Source organism: Polyangiaceae bacterium (assembly GCA_015075635.1).
Taxonomy (GTDB): domain Bacteria; phylum Myxococcota_A; class Polyangia; order Polyangiales; family Polyangiaceae; genus JADJKB01.
In genome coordinates, this window is record JABTUA010000002.1 from 2,484,151 (window position 1) to 2,504,181 (window position 20,031).

Below are 20,031 nucleotides of genomic sequence, written 5' to 3' on the forward strand. Positions count from 1 at the left end.
CGGCGCTTTCACCAGCTCGCGACCAGTCGCCCCGAGTAGGGGCCGTCGAGCTCGACGGCTATCGACGGCTTGACTCCGCAACGGTCGAGGGTCCCCGTCAGGCCGCCGAGCTTCGCGTGCTCGAGCCAGACGTACTCCTCCACGAAGTGGAGGATCCCGCCGCGCGGCCCGTCGGTTCGAAGCGCCACTCACCGTGGTCGCACATCATGCGGCGGCTCGCGCTCAACCAGGCCAGCGCCCGCTGGGGCTCCTGCTTCGTCAGGTACCGCATGAAGGCTTCCGCCCGGATCAGCGGCGAGAGCCTCGGCGTCACGCGCCACATCCGGAAGAGCGCACCGCCGGGGTCCTCGGGGTCCAGGAGCACGGCGGCCACGGCCTGCTCGCGGATCAGGCCGCTCGAGCGCCGAGATGTCTCGTCGATCTCGCCATCGGGGGACGCGCTGGTCGAGAACTGGCGCTCAGCGCACCCTCTCGAGCCGCACGCGCCGGACCACGTGGTCGAGCTGGAGGCTGCCGTCGGCGCTGGCCCCCTCGATGCGGATGTCGAAGCGCAGGCGCAGCGTGGGCCGTCCGACACAGGCGCGACCCGTGCATTCGCAGTGTCGCTGCACTGCGCGACAACGCTCGAGGACCGCGCAGTCGATCGGCCGCGACGGCGGCTCCCAGCGTCCAGCGTCCGGATCCCCGGCAGCGCCCGGCGTCGTCCCCCGCCTGGGCGGAAGCCTGCGGCCAGCGTCCGGCTCCAGGCCTCCGTCCGTTCTCGCCCCCAGCGTGAATGCTTCGAGCGCCACGTTGCAGCCGCCGCCACCGTGAGTCGAACCGAACAGGGGACATCCGAAGTCGTCGAGCCCTGGCCCCGACTCACCGGGAACCTGCGCGACGCACCACTCTTGCGAGCCGCGATCCACGGCGTCGAAGCGCACGCGGGCGCCGTCGGCGCGTCCTTCGGTGATGGCGAGGGTCTTGCCCTCGTCGAGCGCGACCTGCGCGAACCGGCGGGGGCCCGCGTCCAGCGTCGGGTCCTGCGGCAGGGCGGCATCGCTGCTGCCGATCCGAACGCTTCCGCCGAGCCTGTCGGGCGCAGCGCTCGTCAGCACGAGCTCAATCTCGTCCGAGCTGGCCACGTCCGCAGAAGCCTCCAGGTATCCGCGCCAGTGGCCGAGCGCGCTCGGCGGCTCTGCCGCTGGCGGCGGGCTCTCCGGGCTGGCACCCGCGGGTTTGGCCTGAGGGGCGCAGGCTACACCCAGCGCGTGAACCACGGCCAGCGACCCCGTCGCACCGACCAGCACGAGCACCCGTCGCCTTCGACTACTCCGTGAAGACATGCTCGGTCCCGCCCTTTCGTCCCCTGAGCCTACACCACGGAGTGAGCGTTACAACCGACGTCACCCCTCTCTGCGAGCCGGTCGGGTCGCGTAGCGCAGCACTCGCACCTTCTCCAGCGTCACCAGCGCTCCCCCGGTCAGCATCTCGTCCAGGATGGGCAGGAGCCGATCGACGTGCTCGCTGTCGTCCACCACCTCGATCAGCACCGGCAGATCCGCGGAGAGATCCACCAGGCTGGCGGTGTGGATGACGCTGTTCGCGCCGAAGCCGGCGACGCCGTGGACCACCGTGGCGCCGGCGAAACCCTCGGCACGCAGCCGCTCGAGCAGCGCGCGCGCCAGCGGCTTCTTCTGCCACTTGTCGCCCTCGCCGATGAAGATCCGGACCAAGGTCTGCTCGCCGTCCAGCGTTCGCATCGCTTCCTCCTTCAAGCCTTCGTGAGCGCGTGAGCCACCACGAGCCCCAGCACCACCGCCGCGAAGCAAGCCAGCGTCGTGATGCCGACGTTCCAGAGCGCGGCGCCCCGCGCGCCATCTTGCACCAGCTTGGTCGTCTCGTAGGCGAAGCTCGAGTAGGTGGTGAGCCCGCCCAGGAAGCCCGTGGTGAGCGCCAGGCGGAGCGTGGGCGAGAAGCTGACCACGTTGAGCGCCGTCTGCATCACCACCGCGATCAAGAAGCAGCCCGCCACGTTGACGATCAAGGTGCCATACGGAAACGACGCGCCGAACCGTCCGCCCGCCCAGAGCCCGACCAGGTAACGGGTGCCGCAGCCCGCTGCACCCGCCAGGCAAACCCACAAGAACCGCTCCATCGCCGTCGAAGGCTAGACCATACTGCGAAACCCGTGGTCGTTCCCCGCAATCCCCAGCTGTCGCGGCGCGGGCTCCTGGCCGTCGCGTTCGCCGGCGCCTGCGCGCCGGCAGCTGCGCCGCCGAAAGCCCCGTTGGAGTGGGATCCGTTCGACCGGGTCGAGGCCCGAGTGGGCGGGCGCGTCGGGGTCTTCGCGCTCGACACCGGCAGCGGCCGACGGCTCGCACGGCGGGCGGACGAGCGCTTCGCGATGTGCTCGACCTTCAAGTGGGCGCTGGCGGCTGCGGTGCTCTCACGGGTGGATCGTGGCGAGCTCGGGCTCGAGCAGCGGGTGAGCTACGGCGCGGCCGACGTGCTCGAGTACGCGCCGGTGACCCGCGAGCACCTCCCGCGCGGGTCGCTGAGCGTGGAGGAGCTCGCCGGCGCCGCGGTGACGCTGAGCGACAACACCGCCGCGAACCTGCTGCTGCCGTTCGTCGGCGGCCCGTCAGGCCTCACTCGCTACTTCCGGAGCTTGGGCGACTACGTGACCCGCCTCGACCGCGACGAGCCGACGCTGAACGAGAACCTCGCGGGTGACGCCCGCGACACGACCGCGCCGCGAGGGATGGCGGGAGCGCTCCGCGCGGCGCTCACGGGCAAGGCACTCTCACGCGCGAGCCGCGAGCGCCTGCTCGCTTGGATGCGTGCCTCCCCGACGGGCCGCGAGCGGCTGCGGGCGGGCCTGCCGCCCAACTGGGAGGCCGGCGACAAGACCGGGACCTGCAACCGCGGGGCGGTGAACGACGTCGCCGTGATCTGGCCACCGGCTCGCCCACCGATCCTGGTCGCTGCGTACCTGAGCGACTCCACCCGGCCGCTGACCGAGCTGCTCGCAGCGCAGGCGGAAATCGGCCGGATCGTCGCTGCCGAGCTCGGCTCCTAGCGATCAGCCGCCGCTCAACGCCTGCACCAGCGTGACCTCGTCGCTCGGGGCGAGCGCACCCGTGAGGTCGAAGACCTGCTCGCCGTTGACGAAGAAGCGCATGTGAGGCCGCATCCGGTCCTGCTCGTCGATCACGCGGAAGCGGATGCCGGGATACTGCCGGTCGAGATCGAGCAAGAGCTCCGCCAGGTTCCTCCCGCTCGCCTCGACCTCCTTCACCTTCGTGTAGGAGAGCAGTGGTCCGGGGATCAGCACCTTCATCGGAGCTCTGCCGTCTCCACGGCGTAGATCTCCGGCAGGTGCCGCGCGATGTTGCTCCAGCGCTTGCCCTCGTCCCGACTCATCCACAGCTCTCCGCTGGTGGTGCCGAAGTAGAGGCCGACCGGGTCCCGCTGATCGGCGCTCATGGCCTGACGCTTGACGGTCCACCAGGCTTGGTTCTTGGGCAAACCCGTGTCGAGGCGCTTCCAGCTCTTGCCGGCGTTCTTGGTGACGTAGACCGAGGGCTTGCCGCCCGGGCTGGTCCGCGGCCACACGGTCGTGCCGTCCATGGGCAAGACCCAGGCCGTGTCGGCGTCCCGCGGGTGCACCACCATCGTGAAGCCGACGTCGCCGACCTCCTTCGGCATACGCTTGCCGATGCGGCGCCACTCCTGGCTCGGGCGGTCGATACGGTAGATGCCGCAGTGATTCTGCTGGTACAGCCGGTCGGGGTTGGTCGGACACAAACGCACGCAGTGTGGATCGTGGAACGCGATGTTCGCGGCGTCGAATCCCTCCACGACCTGCATGCCTTGGACCAACGGAGACCAGGATTTCCCGCCGTCCAACGACTCGTGAACGCCGCCGCCGGACATGCCGAAGTACAGGTGCTTTGGATCGCGCGGGTCGACGATGATGGAATGGAGCTTCGGCCCGTCCGGCGTGCCGTCCTGTGCGCTTCCCATCCACTCGCGGTACTTCGGGTCGTCGTTCAGGCCGGAGATCGGCTCCCAACTCACGCCGCCGTCGTCGGAGCGGAACAAGCCTTGCGGCGAGGTGCCAGCGTACCAGGCGCTCGGCTCGTCGTCGTGACACGGCGTGAGCCAGAAGGTGTGATCGACGGAGCGGCCCGTGTCGCCCTTCTTGGCCTTCGGGAACGCCGGCGGCTTCTTCGCCTCCTTCCAGGTGCGGCCGAGATCGGTGGAGCGGAACACGGTCGGGCCGAGGTGCCCGGTCTTCGCCGCGGCGAGCAGCGTGCGCCCGTCCCGCGGGTCGAGCACCAGATGATGGATGACGTGACCCAGAAAGTGCGGGCCGTCCGCGCGCCAGCTCTTGCGCTTGGCGTCGCTGCGAAACACCCAAGCGCCCTTGCGCGTGGCCACCAGCACCGCCACCCGAGAAGCCTTCTTGCCGCGAGCACCAGGTTTCTTCGCCATCGCCGTCCCAACCTCCGCTGCCTTCATCAGGCAGGGTCGCGACCTCGTCAAGCGTCGAGTCGCAGCGCTGTGCTAGCGTGGCGGGGTGACCAGCGCGAGCCCGACGCTGCTCGAGCCTGCTCTCCCCAAGGCCGCCGGCGCCGTGCGGGGAAGTGTGGCCGAGTTCATGCTCGTCGGCGGCGCTACGCTCGTGCTTTTCCCGCTGATGTGGCTGCTCAGGAGTGGCTTGGGCCTCGACACCTCGGAGCTCGTGATCGGGTTTCTGGCGTTCCACGCCGCTTTCGTGCTCAACGACCCCCATTTCTCGGTGACCTATTTCCTGTTCTACGAGAAGGCGAAGGAGCGGGCGTTCGGCTCGGTCTATGCGCCGCTGCAGCGTGCGCGCTACTGGATCGCCGGCCTCGTGATCCCGCTGGGGCTCGGGATCTGGGCGGCGGTCGCGCTGGCGACCCGCTCGGCGCCGCTCCTGGGCTTCATGCTTCAGCTGATGTTCTTGCTGGTCGGCTGGCACTACGTGAAGCAAGGCTTCGGCGTGCTGACGGTGCTCTCGGCGCGGCGCGGGGTCAGCCTGAGCTCGCTCGAGCGCAAGGTGTTCCTCCTGCACTGCTTCGCCGCCTGGGCGTACGCCTGGGCGAGCCCCGCCGACTCCGGGAAGCTGGTCGAGGAGAAGGGCGTCGTCTACCGCACGCTGGCGCACGGACCTGGGCTGGAGCTCTTGACGCTCTCGGTCTTCGCGCTGAGCACGCTCGCCCTGATCGGCGTGCTGGCGCTCAAGTGGCAGCGGGAGAGGCGCCTGCCACCGCTCGCTCCGCTCTCCGGCTTTTTGATTACGGTCTGGGCGTGGACTGTCTTTTCCAGCGCCGACCCGCTGATGGTGTACCTGATTCCGGCGCTGCACTCGGTGCAGTATCTGTACTTCGTCTGGCTCCTCCGGCGAAACGCGGCGCGAGCCGCGGAGGGCCCGCCGCGGTTCGGGCGCCCGGCGCGGACCGAGCTCGGGCTCCTGGCCGCCGCGGCGTTGGGCCTGGGCTGGCTCCTGTTCCACGCCGCACCCTCGCTGCTCGACGGCGCGCTGATTCCAGCGGGGCGGCGCGGTCTGGCCGAGATGGGCGACCTCGGGGTGACCCCGTACTTCGCCGCCTTCTTCGCCTTCGTGAACATTCACCACTACTTCATGGACCACGTGATCTGGCGCCGGGAACACCCCGAGACCCGTTTCTTGAAGGACTGAGCGATGAGCGCGACCTATTCCATCCTGACCACCCTCGAGCCGAAGGCGATCCTCGAGCTCGAACAAGCGGCGATCGGCGCCGTGGAGGAATTCCTGGAGGAACACCCCGAGTGCGACGACGAGTGGGGTGAGATGAGCGCGGGCGGTCCGATGCCGAGACCGGAGGAGGTGCGCGCCGCCTACGAGAAGTACGGGCTCGAGCTCGAACCCGACGTGCTCGAACGGCTCGAGCGCTGCCGCTCGGTGTTCAGCATCGACAACCCGGGAGACATCGACACCGTCGGGGGCTTGCAGGTCTCGATCCTGCGCTTCCTGCTCGAGCGCACCGGCGAGAGCCTGGTGCTCCTGAACGACTACCCGTTCGAGAAGGGCGAGGCGCTCCTCGCCCGACTGGGGAGAGTGCCCGGCGCCAAGGGCTTCGGCAAGGCGCCGCCGCCGAAACGCCGGGCGCCTGCCCGTCGCGACCCGAAGGGCGGAGAGGTGCGCGCGCTCCGCGTGCTCAAGCTGCTCGAGCGCGCGGTGAACGACGTGCGCGTCGCCATCGACGTCAAGGCGGCGCTTCACTCGGTGAGCGCGAACGCCCGCAACTACGGCGCGCTGCTGCTCGAAGAGGGCGCCGTCACCGACGTCAAGGCGGCCAAGGAGCTCGGCGTCGAGCTGGACGAGCTGGTCACCGCCGCCGACGAGCTCGAGCGAGCGCTGTTCCGCCGGGGTTAACCCCAGACCAGGGCCGCGACCACCAACAGCGAGAGCAGCGTGGCGCTGGCCGCCGCAGCGATGACCAAGAAACGGCGCTCGGGGCTGGGCTCGCGCTCGCGGAACGGCAGCACGACGGGCTCGTCGGCGACCACGGCAGCCTTCGGTTGCCAGCGCTCCGTCGGCGGCTCGGGGGCCTCGGGCTCGGACACCGGAGCGACGTCGAGCACCGGCTCGCTCGCGGGCAGCGGCTCCGCCGCCAGCCGCGGCAACACCTGCACCGACTCTTCTTCTTCCGGCTCCTCGCAGGGAACGATGGGCGCGAGGTCGGTCGCGGGTGGCGTGCTCCAGCGATCGGGGTGGAAGGCGTCCGAGCAGGGCCCCTCCTCTGCCTTGTAAACGCTGCGCAGGGTGATCGAGCCGAGCTGTCCGAGGCGAACGGGCTCGCGGACCACCGGCGGCATGCCGACGATGGTCCCCTGCGCAGTGCGGCGAGGTCCGAAGCTCTCCGGGCCGGATGCAGGGGCGGTCATGGCAGCCCAAGTACGCGCGGGCCGCCGTCGATCTTCCCGAGCGCCGCGGATGTCCGGGGAAACCCCGACTACTCGCAGCTCGAATTCCAGGCCGGAGCGACCGACTTGAACGCCCCATACGCGGGTTTCTGCCCACCGGAGCTGTCCAGCACGCCGAAAGGCGGGACCATGCCGTCGCTCCAGCAGAACCAGAACACAACCGGCACCTGAGCGCCGTAGCTCGCCGCCAGCGCGTAGACGTTCTTCAGGTACTGCGCCTGATTGGTGGAATCGACCGTGCCGATCTCGGTCACCCAGACCGGCTTGCCGAAGGCGAGGTATGCGCTGAACAGCGCGCTCATGTTGCCGAAGCCCCAGCTCGAGTTGGGCCAGTTGTCCGGCGCGCGCTGGCCGTAGGGGTGGATCCCGACGCCGTCGGCGAACAGGCCGCCGGCCGCGTTCTTGGCTTGCGTCAGGTAGTTGGGATCCCCGGACGCGAGCCCGCCCACGATCACCGGCGCCGACGAGCCCGCCTTCACCTTGGCGTGCGCGTTCTTCAGCAGCGTGCCGTAGGTCGCGGGCGGCACGTACGGATCGTAGCCGGCCGAGGGCGGGAGATCGGGCTCGTTCCAGATCTCCCAGGCGTCGACCCCGTTGCCGAGCGAGGCGACCAGGTTGCCGAGCTCCTGGACGTATTGCGCCGAGTAGCTCGCCCAGGCGGCGCTGCTGCCGGACGATCCGGGGGACCCGACGGACACGCTCGCGTAGTCGAAGATCACGAGCACGCGCACGCCCCCGCTGCGGAGCGCAGCGATCTGGCCCTTCTGCGTGGCCGCGCTGACACCGACCTTCCACTCCACTCGCGCCCAGCGTGCCCCGATGTTGCGCAGGTCGTTCGCGCTCGGATTGCCCTTCGGATTGGCGGGATCGATGTTCATCGCGAAGCGGTTGCGCGTGGATTGATCGGGGCAGTTGCCCACCGGGCCGCCGCCCGTGCCGCCGCTGCCGCTGGTCCCACCCGAGCCGCTCGTCCCTCCGGCGCCGCTCGTCCCACCCGAGCCGCCGCTACCCGAGCCCGCGTTCGAGTAGATCTGGCAGCCTGCGACGGGGGTGCCGTCGTCCTTGGTGAAGGCGAGCTTCAGAACGCCGGCGCCGTGACCAGAGATCTGCCAGGTCCAGCTGTACGGTCCGTTACCGCTGATCTTCAGGTTACCCGCTGACGGCGAGCCCGGACCCGTCACGTCCATGCCGATGTAGACGTAGCCAGGACCGTCGCTGAAGGTGACGTCGAACGGAATGCCCGCGGTCGCGGGGTTCTGCGAGAAGCTGAAGCGCGAGTCGCACGGCAGCGGCGCGCCACCGCTGCCGCCGGAACCGCCGCCAGCGCTGGTGCCTCCGCTGCTCGTGCCGCCGACCGCACCAGCACCGGCGGCTCCACCGCTCGGCCAGTTGCCCGAGCCACCGACGGCAGCGCCTCCGCTGCCCCCGGAGCCAGCAGACCCACCGCCGCTGCCATCGTCCGGGGCTCCAGCCCCAGTCGAGCACGCCAACCCGAGGAGCCCCACCAGAACCAGCCAGCGCGCCACGGCCCGAATTCTAGCCGGACCCGCGCCCGGCGCCTCTGTCGCCGCACGGATACCCGTGTTTTGCTGGCTCCACGGTGAGCACGCCGCACGAATTCCTGAAGCTCCTCAGGACGCTGCCCAGCGAGACGACCCTGCTCGGCCGCGAGCTCCTCGGGCGGAACGGCCAGCGCGAGGTGCAGCTGCTCTCCACCAGCCACGCGCGCCTCCGTGTGCTCCTCGCGCTGGAGATCCCAGAAGCTCGGCTGGGCGAAGCCGTCGAGCTCGCCAAGCAGCGCGGCATCCGCTTGGCCTGGACCATCGATCGTTGGATCTCCGTCGCGCTGGACGACGACTCGGTCTGGGTCTGGACCTACGAGGGGCTCGAGGCCCGCGCGACGCGGAGCGGCCACCTGGAGATCGACTCGGGGGCCCGCGTACCCGTCAGCGAGATCGCGCGCTTCACTGCGGATGTCGATGCCGACGCCGGCTACGCCTGGCTGGACGTCATCGATCAATCGGGCTCGAGCTTCCGCGTCATCAGCCGAGCCCTGCCGTCGCACAAGGACCCGACGCACACCTGGAACGAGATCCTGTACGAGAGCGCGTGGGCCGGAATCCTCTCCCGAGTGCTCGGCGAGTGGTTCGGCGTTCCCTTCGACGTGTGAACGCGCGCTCGCGAGTTGACAAGTCGAGTGTCCTCGCGTAATGTGAAACTCGTTCGAATGTTTTTGCACCTCACGAATCAAACCCAGCCCGAGTCGCTCGCTTGCGATCGACCGAGCGTCGGAGGCGAGACCTAGCGGTCATCGGAGCGCGTACCGCGTGCTCACGAGGCCGCCAGGGAACCCCCGGCGGCCTCGCTGCATTTGGGGCCAATTCCGGGCAGATATCGCCATTTTTCAGGCAACGGGAACAAACAGCGCTCGCCGCGAATCGAATCCGCGGCTCACTCGTCAGAAGAAGAATCCGAACATGTCCTTCAGGAAACCAGCCATCGCCGAGTTGCATCCGTATCGGATGAGCCGAAGCGCTTCGACGCGTGCACGCAGCACGTCGTGGGGCATCGGCGCATTCGGCGATTGCAACCTCGAAGGTCAGGAGGTCACCACCTAGGGGCGGCGCGCGCTCTCATCGCAGCTCGCGAGAAGCCGCCTCGGTGACCCACCAGGCGGCTTTTTTGCATTTGGCGCGGCGCGCGCGCGAACGCCCCGCGCACGAGGAGAGGTTTGTCCAAGCATCCCACGATCCCACATCACGACGACACACCGCGCGACCGCGACCGCGTTCGCTCGGGGTACTAGCTCAATGGCAGAGCAGCCGGCTCTTAACCGGTCGATTGGAGTTCGACTCTCCGGTGCCCCACCGCTCGACATCGTCGGGCGATTCGATTTGGCCCCTCGCGGGTCGGCGCACACGTGCGCCTTGCTGTTTGAAAACTCGTGCGACGAGAAGACGGGCGCGCTCCCGACCAGGGCGCGCGTCCGCCTTCTCAGGGCAGCCCGCCACGGCTGCCCAAGCTGCCCGCGTACGCATCTGGCGAGGCGACCGGATTGTCGATCCGGCGAGGAGGGTTCGATTCCCTTCGCGGGCGCTGACTGTTTCACGGTCCCACGGACCCACCCCCACCGGATCCTTCCGCGGGGGCACACCGCCCCGTACCCCGACGCGACTCGCTCCGATCGCGCGGGGAGTTCCTCCCTGTCCTGCCGGATTTGCAGGCTTTGGTTTACGAAACCGATTGCGCTTGGTTCGACTCCAAGCAGGGAGACGACGTTCAAGAGCCCCATCCACCCCGACGCGACTCGCGTCACACCCGAGCCCGCTCCCTGTCCTGACGGATCCTCAGGCATCGGTGTCCGAAGCCGATCGTTCTTGGTTCGACTCCAAGCAGGGAGACTGGAGGAATTGCAGCTCACACCCATCAAACCCAAGAACCCGAAAGTAGGCCCCATCATGCACACGAGAACCCTCGTGCTCACGCCCTGGTACTTCCCGCACAAGGTGATCCGTTGGGAGGACGCGATCACGCTCTCTTACCTGGGCAAGGTCGACGTCGTCGTGTCCTACGCCGACGAGATCCGCTCGCCGTCCACGACCCTGCGCATGCCGGCGGTCGTGCGGCTCAAGCGCAAGATCGCCCGGACCAAGCGTGGCGTGAAGTTCTCGCGGCTGAACGTCTACCTGCGTGACGACTTCACCTGCGCGTATTGCCAGCTGAAGCTGCCGATGTCCAAGCTCACCTACGACCACGTGCTGCCGCGTTCGCGCGGCGGCCGTACGGAGTGGGAGAACATCGTGACGGCGTGCGCCCCGTGCAACGCCAAGAAGGCCAACAAGACGCCGGACGAGTCGGGCATGTGGCCGAAGAGGCCGCCGTTCCGCCCGACCACGCTGCCGCTGATGCCGCCGCTCATCGACCCGGACACGGCGCCGATCGAGTGGCGCGACTTCACGGCATCCCTCCCGCGTGTCGGCGTCGCTTGAGCTCGCGCGGGCCGTTCGGAAGGACGGCCCGCGCGAAGCTCGGTTTTTTTTCGGAGACGAAACCAGCATGGCGCTGGGCTCGGGTGGAAGCCGAAGCGCACTCGCACGCGAGTGTGTGGATCGAGACCACTCGTCTCCGCCAATGGAAGTCGGCACCCGGCCGTGAAGGTCCTACACGCAAGTCGCCGTGGAGCCAGCGTGCTCCGCGGCCTCCGAAAGGACCCATGACCTTCACACTCGGATGCGATGCTTCCGAAAATTTTTCCGCGCCCGGCCGAAGAGGCCCTACACGCAAACGAGTTGATGGTTCGAATCCATCCAGCCTCATCGAGGTTGTCGCCCAACGGTAGGGCACCAGTCATTGGAACTGACACCAAAGTCAACGGCTTCCTCACTCGGGCGCGGGAAGCTCTTTGGCGACACGAAGGCACTGCTCCATCGAGGGTCGAGCCCGTCGCCGGGCCGTCGAGGCACGCTCGTGCTTCCGGCCTTCACTCTTCCGCGCTCGTCCGACGAGGCCCTACACGCACCCTGGATGTTGGCGGTTCGAATCCGCCGAGAAGCACCAAACGCGCTTCTCTCGCCCAATGGTAGGGCACCCGGTCGTTCACACCGAAACCGACGGCTTCTTCACTCGGGCGCGGAATTCTCTAATCTCGGGGTGTTCCCGAGCTCACCTGAGGAGACGATCGTCATGACCACCCAATCGCCGCTGCCGGAGAGCCAGCTCGGCCCGGCCGAAAAGCTGCTCGACCTCGTGCTGAGCTCGTCGGCTCACCTGTGGCACAACCGCCCGGGTCTCGACGTCGCCGGCGTCTGGCATCCGCGCCGCGAGCTCTCGAAGAACCGCGCGCTCGCGCAAGGCACGCCTGTCCGTCCGGGTCTCTACGTGCCGGCCGCGGCGTCGCTGTACTCGCGGCTGCTGGAGATCTACCAGCTCAACGTGGACCTGATGGCTCACTTCGCGAGCTACGCGCTCAAGGAGACCGAGTGGCGCGACCTGAAGGTCGCCTGCGCGGCGCTGATGCTGGTGCAGCAGCGCTCGGGTCAGCCGGTGCACGACGACGACGGTTCGGTCGCCTTCTACGACGACGACTACCGGCGCATCGGCGAGGCCATGTTGCTCCACTACGAGCAGAAGTCGGCGCGCATGATGACCCCGAAGGGCGTGTTGCGCGTGGCCGAGCTGCTCGAGACGCCGGACATCGCCGAGCTCAACCGCATCGCGGGCTTCTCCGATCCGGCCGCCAAGAAGCCGGCCCTGGGTCGCTGGAAGAGCGCGGCCAGCCGCTGGCTGCGTGTGCGCGAGGCGAACCGACCGATGCTCGAGGGTCTGGTCGGCGCCGGCTACAAGGAGACCATCAAGAAGATCGCGCGCAAGGCCGGCTACAAGCCGGAGAGCGCCGCGTTCTTCGAGATCCTGGGCTGGAAGCAGAAGCAGGCGTCCGCCGGTCATCGCACGGTGGGCCTGGACGGGCTCGTGCTTCAGAAGCGCGAGCGCTTCGACGGGCTCACCGAAGCCGAGATCTGCGAGGCCATCGATTCGCAGCGGCTGAAGTACAAGGACGTCATCGGTCGCTTGCCGCCGGACGTGGGCCTCACGCCCGCCATCATGGTGGCCGTGCTGCCGACGCTCTCGGATCGGGATCTCCGCATCCTGACCCCGACCCTCGAGTCGCTGGGCCTGCTGGTGTTCCCGGAGATCCGCGATCGCTGGGAGCGTGCGGTTCAGAGCGCGACCGATCAGCGCGCGCTCAACATCGCCAAGAACGTGCGCGACCAGGGCGTGCGCGAAAAGCTGGAGGAGGCCGCCGACCACGCCGCGAAGAAGGCGGTGGAGGCCGCGACCCGCGAGGTGGACGTGCGCGTTTTGTTCCTGATCGACAAGAGCGGCTCCATGTCCGGCGCCATCGAGCAGTCGAAGGAGGCGCTGTCGCGCATCCTGGCCGGCTTTCCCCCGGACAAGCTCCACATCGCAGCCTTCGACACCCTGGGCACGGTGCTCGTGCCGAAGGCGCCCTCTCGCGCCGCCGTCCAGCACATGCTGAGCGGCATCCGCGCCGAGGGCGGGACGCTTCACTCCTCCGCGGTGCACGCGCTCCGGCGTTCTGGAGTGGAGCTGCCGCCGGACGCCAAGCTGGTGGTGATCGTCGTCGGCGACGAGGCCGGCGAGGCCGGCGGCAACTTCGCCGAGAGCTTCCGGCGCGCGGGCTACGACCCGTCGGCGCTGGCGCTGCTCGTGAACGTCGCCGTCAGCCGAGGCACCACGGTGCGCGACGCCGCGCTGGCCCTCGACATCCCGTTCAGCGAGGTGTCCGTCGGCCAGTTCGACGATCCGTACCAGGTGCCGAGGGTGCTCCAGGCGCTGCTCGACGCGCCGCGCTCCGCCCCGAAGAAGCAGTTCGGCTGGGTGGAACGCGTGATGTCCACGCCGCTCCTGGAGCTCTCGTCGTGAGCACGCTCGACTACCGCAAGTTCCTCGGCAAGCCCTCCAGCGAGGTCTTGCCGTACTTCGGTGGCCGGCACGTCTACGGCGCGGCGCGGCGCTGGTCCATTCAGGTGGAGCAACCGCCGGGCTGGTACCGCTTCGAGCTCGGTGGGCGCTTCGCAACGCCCGTCGACGGCACCGAGGCCCCGGACCTCTCCGGACTGCCGGCCGTGCGCGGACACTTCGCGCGCGGCTGGCTGTTCGGCGGAGGAAGCGTGCTCGAGCCCATTCAGCTCATGCCCGCGGAGGAGCCGCCGGTCTTGGCACCGGTCGTGACGCGGCGTTGGGGGACCGGCGATCTGGTGTTCGACAACGTCGAGCTCGAGAGCGAGAGCGAAGAGCAGTGCCGGCAGGCGCTCGAGGAGGAGCGCGGCATCGACGACGTGAAGAACGTCGGCGCGTCGCTGCGCGCCGCCTTCGGCTACGCCCTGGTCGCCCGCGTGAGCGAGCGCCTGGACGTCGCGATATCGCCCCGAGAGGCCGTGCGAGCCGCCCTCGCCTTGGCATCGGAGGGCCGCGCGCGCGCGGAGACGCTGCTCCGCGAGCTGGCGGAAGCGCGCCGGCTCGAGGCGGTGCGCGTCGAAGCCTGGCTTCGGAGCGAGGGCCGCGAGCCTCTGCCCGCGCCCGGCGGCGAAGCGCGACGCGCCGGCCCCACGCCGATCGATCGCGCCGAGCGCGCTCTGGACGAAGCCGGTGCCGAGCTCTCGGCCTGCCGAAGCCTGGGCGACGGCATGCTGGAGGTCACCTATCGCTTCCTCGGACAGCGCTTCATCAGCGTCGTGGACGAGCAGTCGTTGCAGGTCATCGACGCGGGCATCTGTCTCTCCGGCAGCGACCGTTTGGTGACGCTGGAGAGCCTGCCGTCGGTGATCCGCGAGGGTTACGAGAACGGCGAGCTCAACATCACGCGCAGGTGAGCATGGCACGGGAAGTCTTCTTCTTGATCGGACGCGGCGGGGCGCTCATCTGGAGTGACGCCTCGACGAGCCCGAGCGCCCTGCCCGACTCGCGCCGGCGCTGGGAAGCCATCTGGGAGAACCGGGCCGAGCTCGAAGAGCTCGCGCACAGTCACCCGAACGGCCCCCTGGCGTTCTCGAGCGAGGACGAGACCACGATGCAGGCACTCGAGGGCGCCCTCGGCCAGGAGCTCTGCTTCTCGGTGGTCAGCCCGGAAGGGATGATCCGCCGCGAAGACGGCGCCACCAGCCGCATCGACTCGGAGAACGAACCCTGGTGGACGGCGCTCCTGCGCCTCGCCTCCGGAATCAACCCAAAACCCGGGGAGGAATGACATGGCAATCTTGAACATCACCTACAACGGCATGAGCGCGGACTGGGGCCGGCCGATCGACGACTGGTCGTCGGACGCGGACGTCCGGCGCTTCGCGGTGGAGATCGTGCGCTCGGGAGGCCTGCGCGGCCTCCACATCGCGAACCTGTCGGACAACGCCTTCGACTACTTCGTGGTGGACCGCTTCGACGGCCCGCGGGGCCAGAAGCGCATCTACTTGCGGCCGAAGGTGCCGTTTGGCGCGGACTCGTGAGCCGGGGCCCTGACATGCGCATCGTATTTTGCGGTGTCGGCGCCCTCGGCTCCACGGCCGCGATGTTGTGCCGCAACCTCGACGCGACGCTGGTCTTCATCGACTTCGATCGCGTGGAGAGCAAGAACCTGGCGTCGCAAGCCTTCGTGAAGCCGAGCGTCGGCAAGAACAAGGCCGAGGCGCTCAAGCTCCAGCTCTCGAACTTCCACGGCATCAAGGCCGAGTCCTTCGGTGTGCGGCTGACCGGCGACAACGTCGAGACGCTGCTCGACAAGGCCGATCTGGTCGTCGATTGCTTCGACAACCAGAGGAGCCGACTGCTCGTGAGCGGTTTCTGCCGGGCGAAGAGCAAGCCCCTGGTCCACGCGGCCCTGGCTGCCGACGGCAGCTTCGGACTGGTGCGCTGGGACGCGCGCTTCGTCGCCGACCCCGAGGATCACGAGGGGCAAGCCACCTGCGAGGGGGACGAGCACCTGCCGCTGATCGGCCTCCTGACCGCGACCCTCGCCCGCAGCATCCAGGACTTCGTGAAGAGCGCCACCGAGCGCGACTTCATGGTGAGCCTGTCTGGTGTGAGCGAGACCTGAGACCCTGGCACGACTTCTGCGCGGGCCCTCCCCAAGCCCGAGGCCGCAACAAGAAACGCGGCACCCGCGCACCGCCGAGTCGTCGCCCGTCTGGCCCGGACGCAAAACGGGCAATCTCTGGGCGTAGCTCAGCCTGGCAAGAGCGCCGGTTTCGGGAACCGGAGATCGCAGGTTCGAATCCTGCCGCCCAGACTGTCTTGGAGATGAGCGAATGACCGGCACTGAAGCGGCGTGGTGTTGGGGTCCCCACGCGGGGCGTGGGGCGTAGCCCCACCGAGAATGGCGGCGAGGCCGGCCGAGCCCTCCACTCTCTCCGCCACTGACGCCCGACGTCGATCGTCGGCAACACGCGAATGAGAATTGCACGGTCGCCAAGCGGAAAGGCACGCGGCTGTTAACCGCGCATCCGGGGGTTCGAATCCCTCCCGTGCAGCCACCTCCGCCGTCATCCCAATGGCTGGGACCCTCTTTCGTAATGAGGTCTACCGTGAGTTCGATTCTCACTGACGGCTCCGACGGCCCGTTCGTCTAGCAGCCAGGATCTCGGTCCTTCGAACCGATGACGAGGGTGCGAGTCCCTCACGGGTCGCTGAAATTCGCGTCGGAAGCTGACCTGGTGGAAGCGCTGGTCTGAAGCACCAGAGGTGTTGGTTCGATTCCAACCCGGCGCACTGTGGCCGTGGTGTAGCGGTTTCGCACGGCAGGTCGTGGCCCTGCAGGCACGAGTTCGAATCTCGTCGGTCACCTGGTTTTCGATGTGTAGGGGCGATCGTCCAACAGGAAGATGCTGGTGTCGCAAACCAGAGATCCGGGTGCGATTCCCGGTCGCTCCACCTTGGGTCCGTGGTCGCGGCGACCAGCTGGTTTCCAAGTCCAGCCCCCGAGGTTCGACTCCTCGCGGACCCGCCTCCGTTCCCATCTTCTAACGGTCAGGATCCGAGTTTCTCAGTCTCGGGATCGGGGTTCGAATCCCCGTGGGAACGCTGTATGCTCCAGGCCATGGGACTTCTGGGGACGCGCTGGGAAGCGGAGCACGAGGGCCACGCGCTGGTGGTGTCACGCAACGAGCTGACCAAGGGCTTCAGCCTGGAGTGGGACGGCGTCGAGATCGCGAAACGGTCCTGGTCGTGGATCGGGCTCGGTGAGCTCCACGCGACCGCCGAGCTCGACGGCAAGCCGGTCGAGGTGCGGGTCGCCATCAGCTGGGGTGGGCTCTCCCAGCTGGAGGGAAAGTGCGCGATCAGCGTGGACGGCAAGGAGCTCGGCGTCAGGCTCGTCAAGTAGTCGAGGTGGGACCTCGCCGCTCGTGAGGCTAGTGGCCTCAGCCTGTCTGATACGCAGGCCGTCTCCAGGTGCGATTCCTGGCGAGCGGACTCTCGCTGCCCCCGTGGTCCAAGGGAGAAGGGCGCTGGTCTTCTAAACCAGGCGATGCGGGTTCGAGTCCTGCCGGGGGCACGCGGGACGTGTTCGTCTGGTGACGACGCCACCCTCACGAGGTGGAGCAGCCGAGTTCGATCCTCGGGTCCCGCACCCGATTTCGCTACGCCCCAGGCGGGACCGATCTCTCATACGGATCCGGGTCGCGGTTCGAGTCCGCGCGTAGCGTCCAGGCGGGACGCGTCGTCTGGTGACGACACCACCCTGACGAGGTGGACTGGCCGAGTTCGATCCTCGGGTCCCGCACGCGGGGATGGTCCAACGGCAGGACAGAGGTCTCTGAAACCTCCAGGTCCAGGTTCGAATCCTGGTCCCCGTACCGACCGTCTTGGAAGGTGAACCGGTCGTGGGACCGGGCCTGCCTCGAAAGCAGCGCGAACCCTGCGGGGTTTGGGGCTCGAGACCTCCGCCTTCCTCCCTTCGCTCGAGTGGCGGAAATGGCCAGACGCACCAGGCTCAGACCCTGGCGCTCCTTGGTGGGCGTGTGAGTTCGACTCTCTCCTCGAGCACTGGAAGCTGAACCGTCCACAGGGACGGACCCCGTTGCTAACGGGTGTGCGCCATGGAACGCGCCGAGCGGTCTTGGCACGATCAGATCACGATCTGGAAGTGAGGGAATCACCTCACGCGAATTCTGGCGAGGCCAGCGATGACCGCTGGCCCGTCGGAGTCGTCGCCAGACGTCGTCGCCGTGCTCCTCCGCGCGGGGCCCGATGAATGGCGTGGGGTGCGAGCCCTCCGGCTTCCGCTGCTGGCTGGCGCGCACGTCGTAGTGCGTCCGCGCTCGCTGGCCACTCTCTGCGACGATCGTCCAACAGCAGGATCCGAGAGCGCCACTCTCGAGATGCGGGTGCAATCCCCGCTCGTCGCTCAGACCCGATGGCCCGGTGGCCGGCGCGGTTTGCAAGTCCGCGTGGGCGAGCTCGACTCTCGCTCGGGTCTCCACCTCTCGTCGCACGAGTTTTCCGAAGATCACGGCTTCGGCCCCACGAGCCGATCGCGAATCGGGGCGACTGTCTCCTTCCAAGAGATCAGGTCACGTCGTCCACCCGAACTCGTACGACACCTTGCTGAGTGCGTCGGATCCGGAGCCGTCCATTTCCTTTCTTCAACCAGGAGTCGTGTCATGAATCAGTTCCTCGTTCCCCAGTCCTTCGTCGGCCTCCTCTACCAGGACGGCGCCTTCGCGCGCGTGCTCGAGCCGGGCAAGCACCGGCTGCCGCAGCCGTTCTTCAAGCGGATTTCCCGCAAGATCGAGCTGGTCGACCTGCGCGAGCGCTCGCTCACGCTGAAGGGCCAGGAGATCCTGACCGCCGACAAGGTCGCGATCCGGGTCTCGCTGCTCGTCTATTTCAAGGTGGTCGACCCGGTGGCGGCGCTGCACAACGTGGCGGGCTACGAGGAGCGCATCTACGAGGACGTGCAGCTCGCCGCGCGGCGCTTCCTGGCGAACCGCACGCTCGAGGCCATCCTGAGCGACCGCAACGAGATCTCCGACACCGTGCGTGAGGACGTGCGTGCCGCGGCCACCGGCTACGGCGTGGCGATCCTGCGCGCAGACGTGAAGGACCTGGTCTTCCCGGGCAACCTCCGCGAGATCATGAACCAGGTGCTCGAGACCGAGCGCCGGGCAGAGGCGGAGATCATCCGCGCCAAGAAGGACGCCGAGTCCGCGCGCATCAAGGCCGAGGCCGCGCGCGACCAGGCCGTGTTGCAGATGGAGCACGACATCGAGCGGGCGCGGCGTCAGGCCGATGTCGAGCGCGCTCGGGCGAAGCTCGACCTGGAGCTCGGCCTGGAGAAGGCGCACCAGGACGCGCGGGTCGAGCGCGAGCGGGCCCAGCTCAAGCTGGCGCTCGAGCTCGAGCAGGCGACGGCGCTGCGGCAGAACCCGGAGCTCCTGAAGCTCCGCGAGCTGCAGACGCTGACCGACATGGCGCACGCGGGTGGTCGCTTCGCGATCGGCCTCCGGGCGCCGGCGGGCTCGACGTTGCTGGGCGACGGCGAGTCCGACGCGAAGCGCGGTGTGTCGTGAGACCCACCAACGGACACGCGGCCCGGGGCGCCCTCGGCCCCGGGCCCCGCTGCCCCTCGACGGGCGGGCCTGCGACGACTAGACCGCCCGTCATGGGCGGCATCGACGTCACCTTCGAAATCTGGAGCGCGCTCGCGGAGCCCATCGTCGGCCCGGAGACCGTGATCGAGGGGGCACCCGGCTGGCTCAGCCTCGGGGCCATCTCGAGGGCGGACTCCCCCGGAGAGTTTGCGCTGCCGGTCTGGCTCGAAGGCCAGGTCGAGCCGGAGGTGCTGGCGGACCTCGAGCGGGCGGCCATGCTGTATCGGGTCCGCGTCGCGCCCCCGAATCGGCCGGAGCACGACTCACACCTCCAGGCCGCCATTCAGGTCGCGGCGACCATCGCCGAGGCGTCCGGCGGCTGGGTGCTCGACTCCCTTGCGGAGCGCGTGCTCGACGCCGAGGAGATGGCGGGCTCCTGCCAGCCGGAGATCGCCAACCACGTGAGCTACACGCTCTTCGATACGGAGGCTCGCACGCTCGGCATGGCAAAGCTCGGGCTGCCCGATGTCGCCATCCCGTCCGTCGGGGTCGACGAAGCGCACGAGCACACGCTGGTGGGCGTGCTGGACGCGGTCGTGTCCGGGCTCGCCGCCGGCGTGTTCACGCCCGACGAGCCGTTCGATCTCGCCGGCTGCGAGTGGCGCTTCGAGCGCACGCCCACGCTCTTGGTGGCACGGCCGGTCGCGATGCCCCTTCCGGCCTTCGTGGCGGATCTGTCGGTGCGCGAGGACGAGCCGCCCAACTAGACGCGTTCCTAATTCGCGCTCCGCTGGCGGCAGCAGACGCCACGCGACCCTTCCGTTCGGTCGAACCGGCCGGGCGCCGGCCCCGGCCGGTTTTCGCACTCACGCCTCATTGGCGGATCGAGATCTGATCATGACCAGACTGTTCAAGTGATTCCGCGGCGACCGCCGAGCGGCGCGAATCGAGC

Annotated in this window: 21 protein-coding genes and 15 tRNA genes; 28 read left to right on the plus strand and 8 right to left on the minus strand. The window is 68.6% G+C overall.

Going from position 1 to position 20,031, the window contains the following annotated elements:
* Positions 1-8 precede the first annotated feature (8 nt).
* The 4 genes from HS104_27305 to crcB all read right to left on the minus strand — a co-directional run bounded on the left by HS104_27305 (position 9) and on the right by crcB (position 2,137).
* Positions 9-188, minus strand: a complete 180-nt coding sequence (locus tag HS104_27305; GenBank protein MBE7483674.1) for a hypothetical protein — start codon at positions 186-188, stop codon at positions 9-11.
* Positions 189-458: 270 nt separating this feature from the next.
* A complete protein-coding gene (locus HS104_27310; protein ID MBE7483675.1) occupies positions 459-1,295 on the minus strand; it encodes a hypothetical protein in 837 nt (278 codons plus the stop codon).
* Positions 1,296-1,385: 90 nt separating this feature from the next.
* Positions 1,386-1,742 (minus strand): DUF190 domain-containing protein, encoded by a 357-nt coding sequence (locus HS104_27315; GenBank protein MBE7483676.1) that lies wholly within the window; start codon positions 1,740-1,742, stop codon positions 1,386-1,388.
* 11 nt (positions 1,743-1,753) lie between these two features.
* Positions 1,754-2,137: a fluoride efflux transporter CrcB gene (gene crcB, locus HS104_27320; GenBank protein MBE7483677.1), complete on the minus strand. Its 384-nt coding sequence runs from the start codon at positions 2,135-2,137 to the stop codon at positions 1,754-1,756.
* Between the two features lie 33 nt (positions 2,138-2,170).
* On the opposite strand from crcB, the gene bla reads away from it, so the two are divergent.
* A complete protein-coding gene (gene bla / locus HS104_27325; protein MBE7483678.1) occupies positions 2,171-3,061 on the plus strand; it encodes a class A beta-lactamase in 891 nt (296 codons plus the stop codon).
* A 3-nt stretch (positions 3,062-3,064) separates the two neighbouring features.
* On the opposite strand, the gene HS104_27330 is transcribed toward bla, so the two are convergent.
* Both HS104_27330 and HS104_27335 read right to left on the minus strand, forming a co-directional pair.
* Complete coding sequence (locus HS104_27330; GenBank protein ID MBE7483679.1) at positions 3,065-3,322, minus strand: MoaD/ThiS family protein; 258 nt, start codon at positions 3,320-3,322, stop codon at positions 3,065-3,067.
* Positions 3,319-4,479 carry a glycosyl hydrolase gene (locus HS104_27335; protein ID MBE7483680.1) on the minus strand — a complete coding sequence of 387 codons (1,161 nt, stop codon included), beginning with the start codon at positions 4,477-4,479 and terminating at the stop codon, positions 3,319-3,321. The genes HS104_27330 and HS104_27335 overlap by 4 nt, the downstream gene beginning before the upstream one ends.
* 85 nt (positions 4,480-4,564) lie before the next feature.
* Between HS104_27335 and HS104_27340 the strand changes: the two genes are divergently transcribed.
* Positions 4,565-5,710 (plus strand): hypothetical protein, encoded by a 1,146-nt coding sequence (locus tag HS104_27340; GenBank protein MBE7483681.1) that lies wholly within the window; start codon positions 4,565-4,567, stop codon positions 5,708-5,710.
* Between the two features lie 3 nt (positions 5,711-5,713).
* Positions 5,714-6,427: a hypothetical protein gene (locus tag HS104_27345; GenBank protein ID MBE7483682.1), complete on the plus strand. Its 714-nt coding sequence runs from the start codon at positions 5,714-5,716 to the stop codon at positions 6,425-6,427.
* Here HS104_27345 and HS104_27350 read toward each other — a convergent pair.
* Together HS104_27350 and HS104_27355 are read right to left on the minus strand one after the other, a co-directional pair.
* The gene (locus HS104_27350) at positions 6,424-6,939 is read right to left on the minus strand and encodes a hypothetical protein (GenBank protein ID MBE7483683.1); all 516 of its coding nucleotides are present in this window, start codon (positions 6,937-6,939) and stop codon (positions 6,424-6,426) included. The genes HS104_27345 and HS104_27350 overlap by 4 nt on opposite strands.
* A 68-nt stretch (positions 6,940-7,007) precedes the next feature.
* Entirely contained in the window at positions 7,008-8,504 is a 1,497-nt protein-coding gene (locus tag HS104_27355) for a hypothetical protein (GenBank protein ID MBE7483684.1), read from the minus strand.
* Positions 8,505-8,578: 74 nt separating this feature from the next.
* On the opposite strand from HS104_27355, the gene HS104_27360 reads away from it, so the two are divergent.
* The 25 genes from HS104_27360 to HS104_27480 all read left to right on the plus strand — a co-directional run bounded on the left by HS104_27360 (position 8,579) and on the right by HS104_27480 (position 19,846).
* Positions 8,579-9,148 carry a hypothetical protein gene (locus tag HS104_27360; protein ID MBE7483685.1) on the plus strand — a complete coding sequence of 190 codons (570 nt, stop codon included), beginning with the start codon at positions 8,579-8,581 and terminating at the stop codon, positions 9,146-9,148.
* A 626-nt stretch (positions 9,149-9,774) separates the two neighbouring features.
* Positions 9,775-9,845 (plus strand) — tRNA-Lys (locus tag HS104_27365).
* 157 nt (positions 9,846-10,002) lie between these two features.
* Positions 10,003-10,074, plus strand: a tRNA-Asp gene (locus tag HS104_27370).
* A 362-nt stretch (positions 10,075-10,436) separates the two neighbouring features.
* Positions 10,437-10,967, plus strand: a complete 531-nt coding sequence (locus HS104_27375) for an HNH endonuclease (GenBank protein ID MBE7483686.1) — start codon at positions 10,437-10,439, stop codon at positions 10,965-10,967.
* Between the two features lie 694 nt (positions 10,968-11,661).
* Positions 11,662-13,422 (plus strand): VWA domain-containing protein, encoded by a 1,761-nt coding sequence (locus HS104_27380; protein ID MBE7483687.1) that lies wholly within the window; start codon positions 11,662-11,664, stop codon positions 13,420-13,422.
* Entirely contained in the window at positions 13,419-14,372 is a 954-nt protein-coding gene (locus HS104_27385; protein MBE7483688.1) for a hypothetical protein, read from the plus strand. Before HS104_27380 ends, HS104_27385 begins: the two co-directional genes overlap by 4 nt.
* Positions 14,373-14,374: 2 nt before the next feature.
* Entirely contained in the window at positions 14,375-14,746 is a 372-nt protein-coding gene (locus HS104_27390) for a hypothetical protein (protein MBE7483689.1), read from the plus strand.
* Position 14,747: 1 nt separating this feature from the next.
* A complete protein-coding gene (locus HS104_27395) occupies positions 14,748-14,999 on the plus strand; it encodes a hypothetical protein (protein ID MBE7483690.1) in 252 nt (83 codons plus the stop codon).
* 14 nt (positions 15,000-15,013) lie between these two features.
* Positions 15,014-15,586 carry a ThiF family adenylyltransferase gene (locus HS104_27400; protein ID MBE7483691.1) on the plus strand — a complete coding sequence of 191 codons (573 nt, stop codon included), beginning with the start codon at positions 15,014-15,016 and terminating at the stop codon, positions 15,584-15,586.
* A gap of 117 nt (positions 15,587-15,703) precedes the next feature.
* Positions 15,704-15,778 (plus strand) — tRNA-Pro (locus HS104_27405).
* Positions 15,779-15,947: 169 nt separating this feature from the next.
* Positions 15,948-16,022, plus strand: a tRNA-Asn gene (locus HS104_27410).
* Between the two features lie 5 nt (positions 16,023-16,027).
* Positions 16,028-16,098 (plus strand) — tRNA-Thr (locus tag HS104_27415).
* Between the two features lie 5 nt (positions 16,099-16,103).
* Positions 16,104-16,175 (plus strand) — tRNA-Glu (locus HS104_27420).
* Between the two features lie 9 nt (positions 16,176-16,184).
* Positions 16,185-16,257, plus strand: a tRNA-Phe gene (locus tag HS104_27425).
* A 2-nt stretch (positions 16,258-16,259) separates the two neighbouring features.
* Positions 16,260-16,332 (plus strand) — tRNA-His (locus tag HS104_27430).
* Between the two features lie 16 nt (positions 16,333-16,348).
* A tRNA-Ala gene (locus tag HS104_27435) sits at positions 16,349-16,419 on the plus strand.
* A gap of 4 nt (positions 16,420-16,423) precedes the next feature.
* Positions 16,424-16,492 (plus strand) — tRNA-Trp (locus HS104_27440).
* 93 nt (positions 16,493-16,585) lie between these two features.
* Positions 16,586-16,870, plus strand: a complete 285-nt coding sequence (locus HS104_27445) for a hypothetical protein (protein ID MBE7483692.1) — start codon at positions 16,586-16,588, stop codon at positions 16,868-16,870.
* Between the two features lie 97 nt (positions 16,871-16,967).
* Positions 16,968-17,041, plus strand: a tRNA-Arg gene (locus HS104_27450).
* A 1-nt stretch (position 17,042) separates the two neighbouring features.
* Positions 17,043-17,116: transfer RNA gene (locus HS104_27455), tRNA-Val, on the plus strand.
* 154 nt (positions 17,117-17,270) lie between these two features.
* A tRNA-Gln gene (locus HS104_27460) sits at positions 17,271-17,342 on the plus strand.
* Positions 17,343-17,445: 103 nt separating this feature from the next.
* Positions 17,446-17,532: transfer RNA gene (locus tag HS104_27465), tRNA-Leu, on the plus strand.
* Between the two features lie 364 nt (positions 17,533-17,896).
* Positions 17,897-17,968 (plus strand) — tRNA-Cys (locus tag HS104_27470).
* Between the two features lie 181 nt (positions 17,969-18,149).
* Entirely contained in the window at positions 18,150-19,058 is a 909-nt protein-coding gene (locus tag HS104_27475; GenBank protein ID MBE7483693.1) for a slipin family protein, read from the plus strand.
* A gap of 92 nt (positions 19,059-19,150) precedes the next feature.
* On the plus strand, positions 19,151-19,846 hold the full coding sequence (locus HS104_27480; GenBank protein MBE7483694.1) for a hypothetical protein: 696 nt from the start codon (positions 19,151-19,153) through the stop codon (positions 19,844-19,846).
* Positions 19,847-20,031 lie beyond the last annotated feature (185 nt).

Excerpts from the sequence above, each read along its gene's own strand:
- HS104_27315 (MBE7483676.1), bottom strand. The coding sequence starts at position 1,742 with ATGCGAACGCTGGACGGCGAGCAGACCTTGGTCCGGATCTTCATCGGC.
- crcB (MBE7483677.1), bottom strand. The coding sequence starts at position 2,137 with ATGGAGCGGTTCTTGTGGGTTTGCCTGGCGGGTGCAGCGGGCTGCGGC.
- HS104_27330 (MBE7483679.1), bottom strand. The coding sequence starts at position 3,322 with ATGAAGGTGCTGATCCCCGGACCACTGCTCTCCTACACGAAGGTGAAG.
- HS104_27335 (MBE7483680.1), bottom strand. The coding sequence starts at position 4,479 with ATGGCGAAGAAACCTGGTGCTCGCGGCAAGAAGGCTTCTCGGGTGGCG.
- HS104_27345 (MBE7483682.1), top strand. The coding sequence starts at position 5,714 with ATGAGCGCGACCTATTCCATCCTGACCACCCTCGAGCCGAAGGCGATC.
- HS104_27350 (MBE7483683.1), bottom strand. The coding sequence starts at position 6,939 with ATGACCGCCCCTGCATCCGGCCCGGAGAGCTTCGGACCTCGCCGCACT.
- HS104_27375 (MBE7483686.1), top strand. The coding sequence starts at position 10,437 with ATGCACACGAGAACCCTCGTGCTCACGCCCTGGTACTTCCCGCACAAG.
- HS104_27380 (MBE7483687.1), top strand. The coding sequence starts at position 11,662 with ATGACCACCCAATCGCCGCTGCCGGAGAGCCAGCTCGGCCCGGCCGAA.
- HS104_27390 (MBE7483689.1), top strand. The coding sequence starts at position 14,375 with ATGGCACGGGAAGTCTTCTTCTTGATCGGACGCGGCGGGGCGCTCATC.
- HS104_27395 (MBE7483690.1), top strand. The coding sequence starts at position 14,748 with ATGGCAATCTTGAACATCACCTACAACGGCATGAGCGCGGACTGGGGC.
- HS104_27400 (MBE7483691.1), top strand. The coding sequence starts at position 15,014 with ATGCGCATCGTATTTTGCGGTGTCGGCGCCCTCGGCTCCACGGCCGCG.
- HS104_27445 (MBE7483692.1), top strand. The coding sequence starts at position 16,586 with ATGGGACTTCTGGGGACGCGCTGGGAAGCGGAGCACGAGGGCCACGCG.
- HS104_27475 (MBE7483693.1), top strand. The coding sequence starts at position 18,150 with ATGAATCAGTTCCTCGTTCCCCAGTCCTTCGTCGGCCTCCTCTACCAG.
- HS104_27480 (MBE7483694.1), top strand. The coding sequence starts at position 19,151 with ATGGGCGGCATCGACGTCACCTTCGAAATCTGGAGCGCGCTCGCGGAG.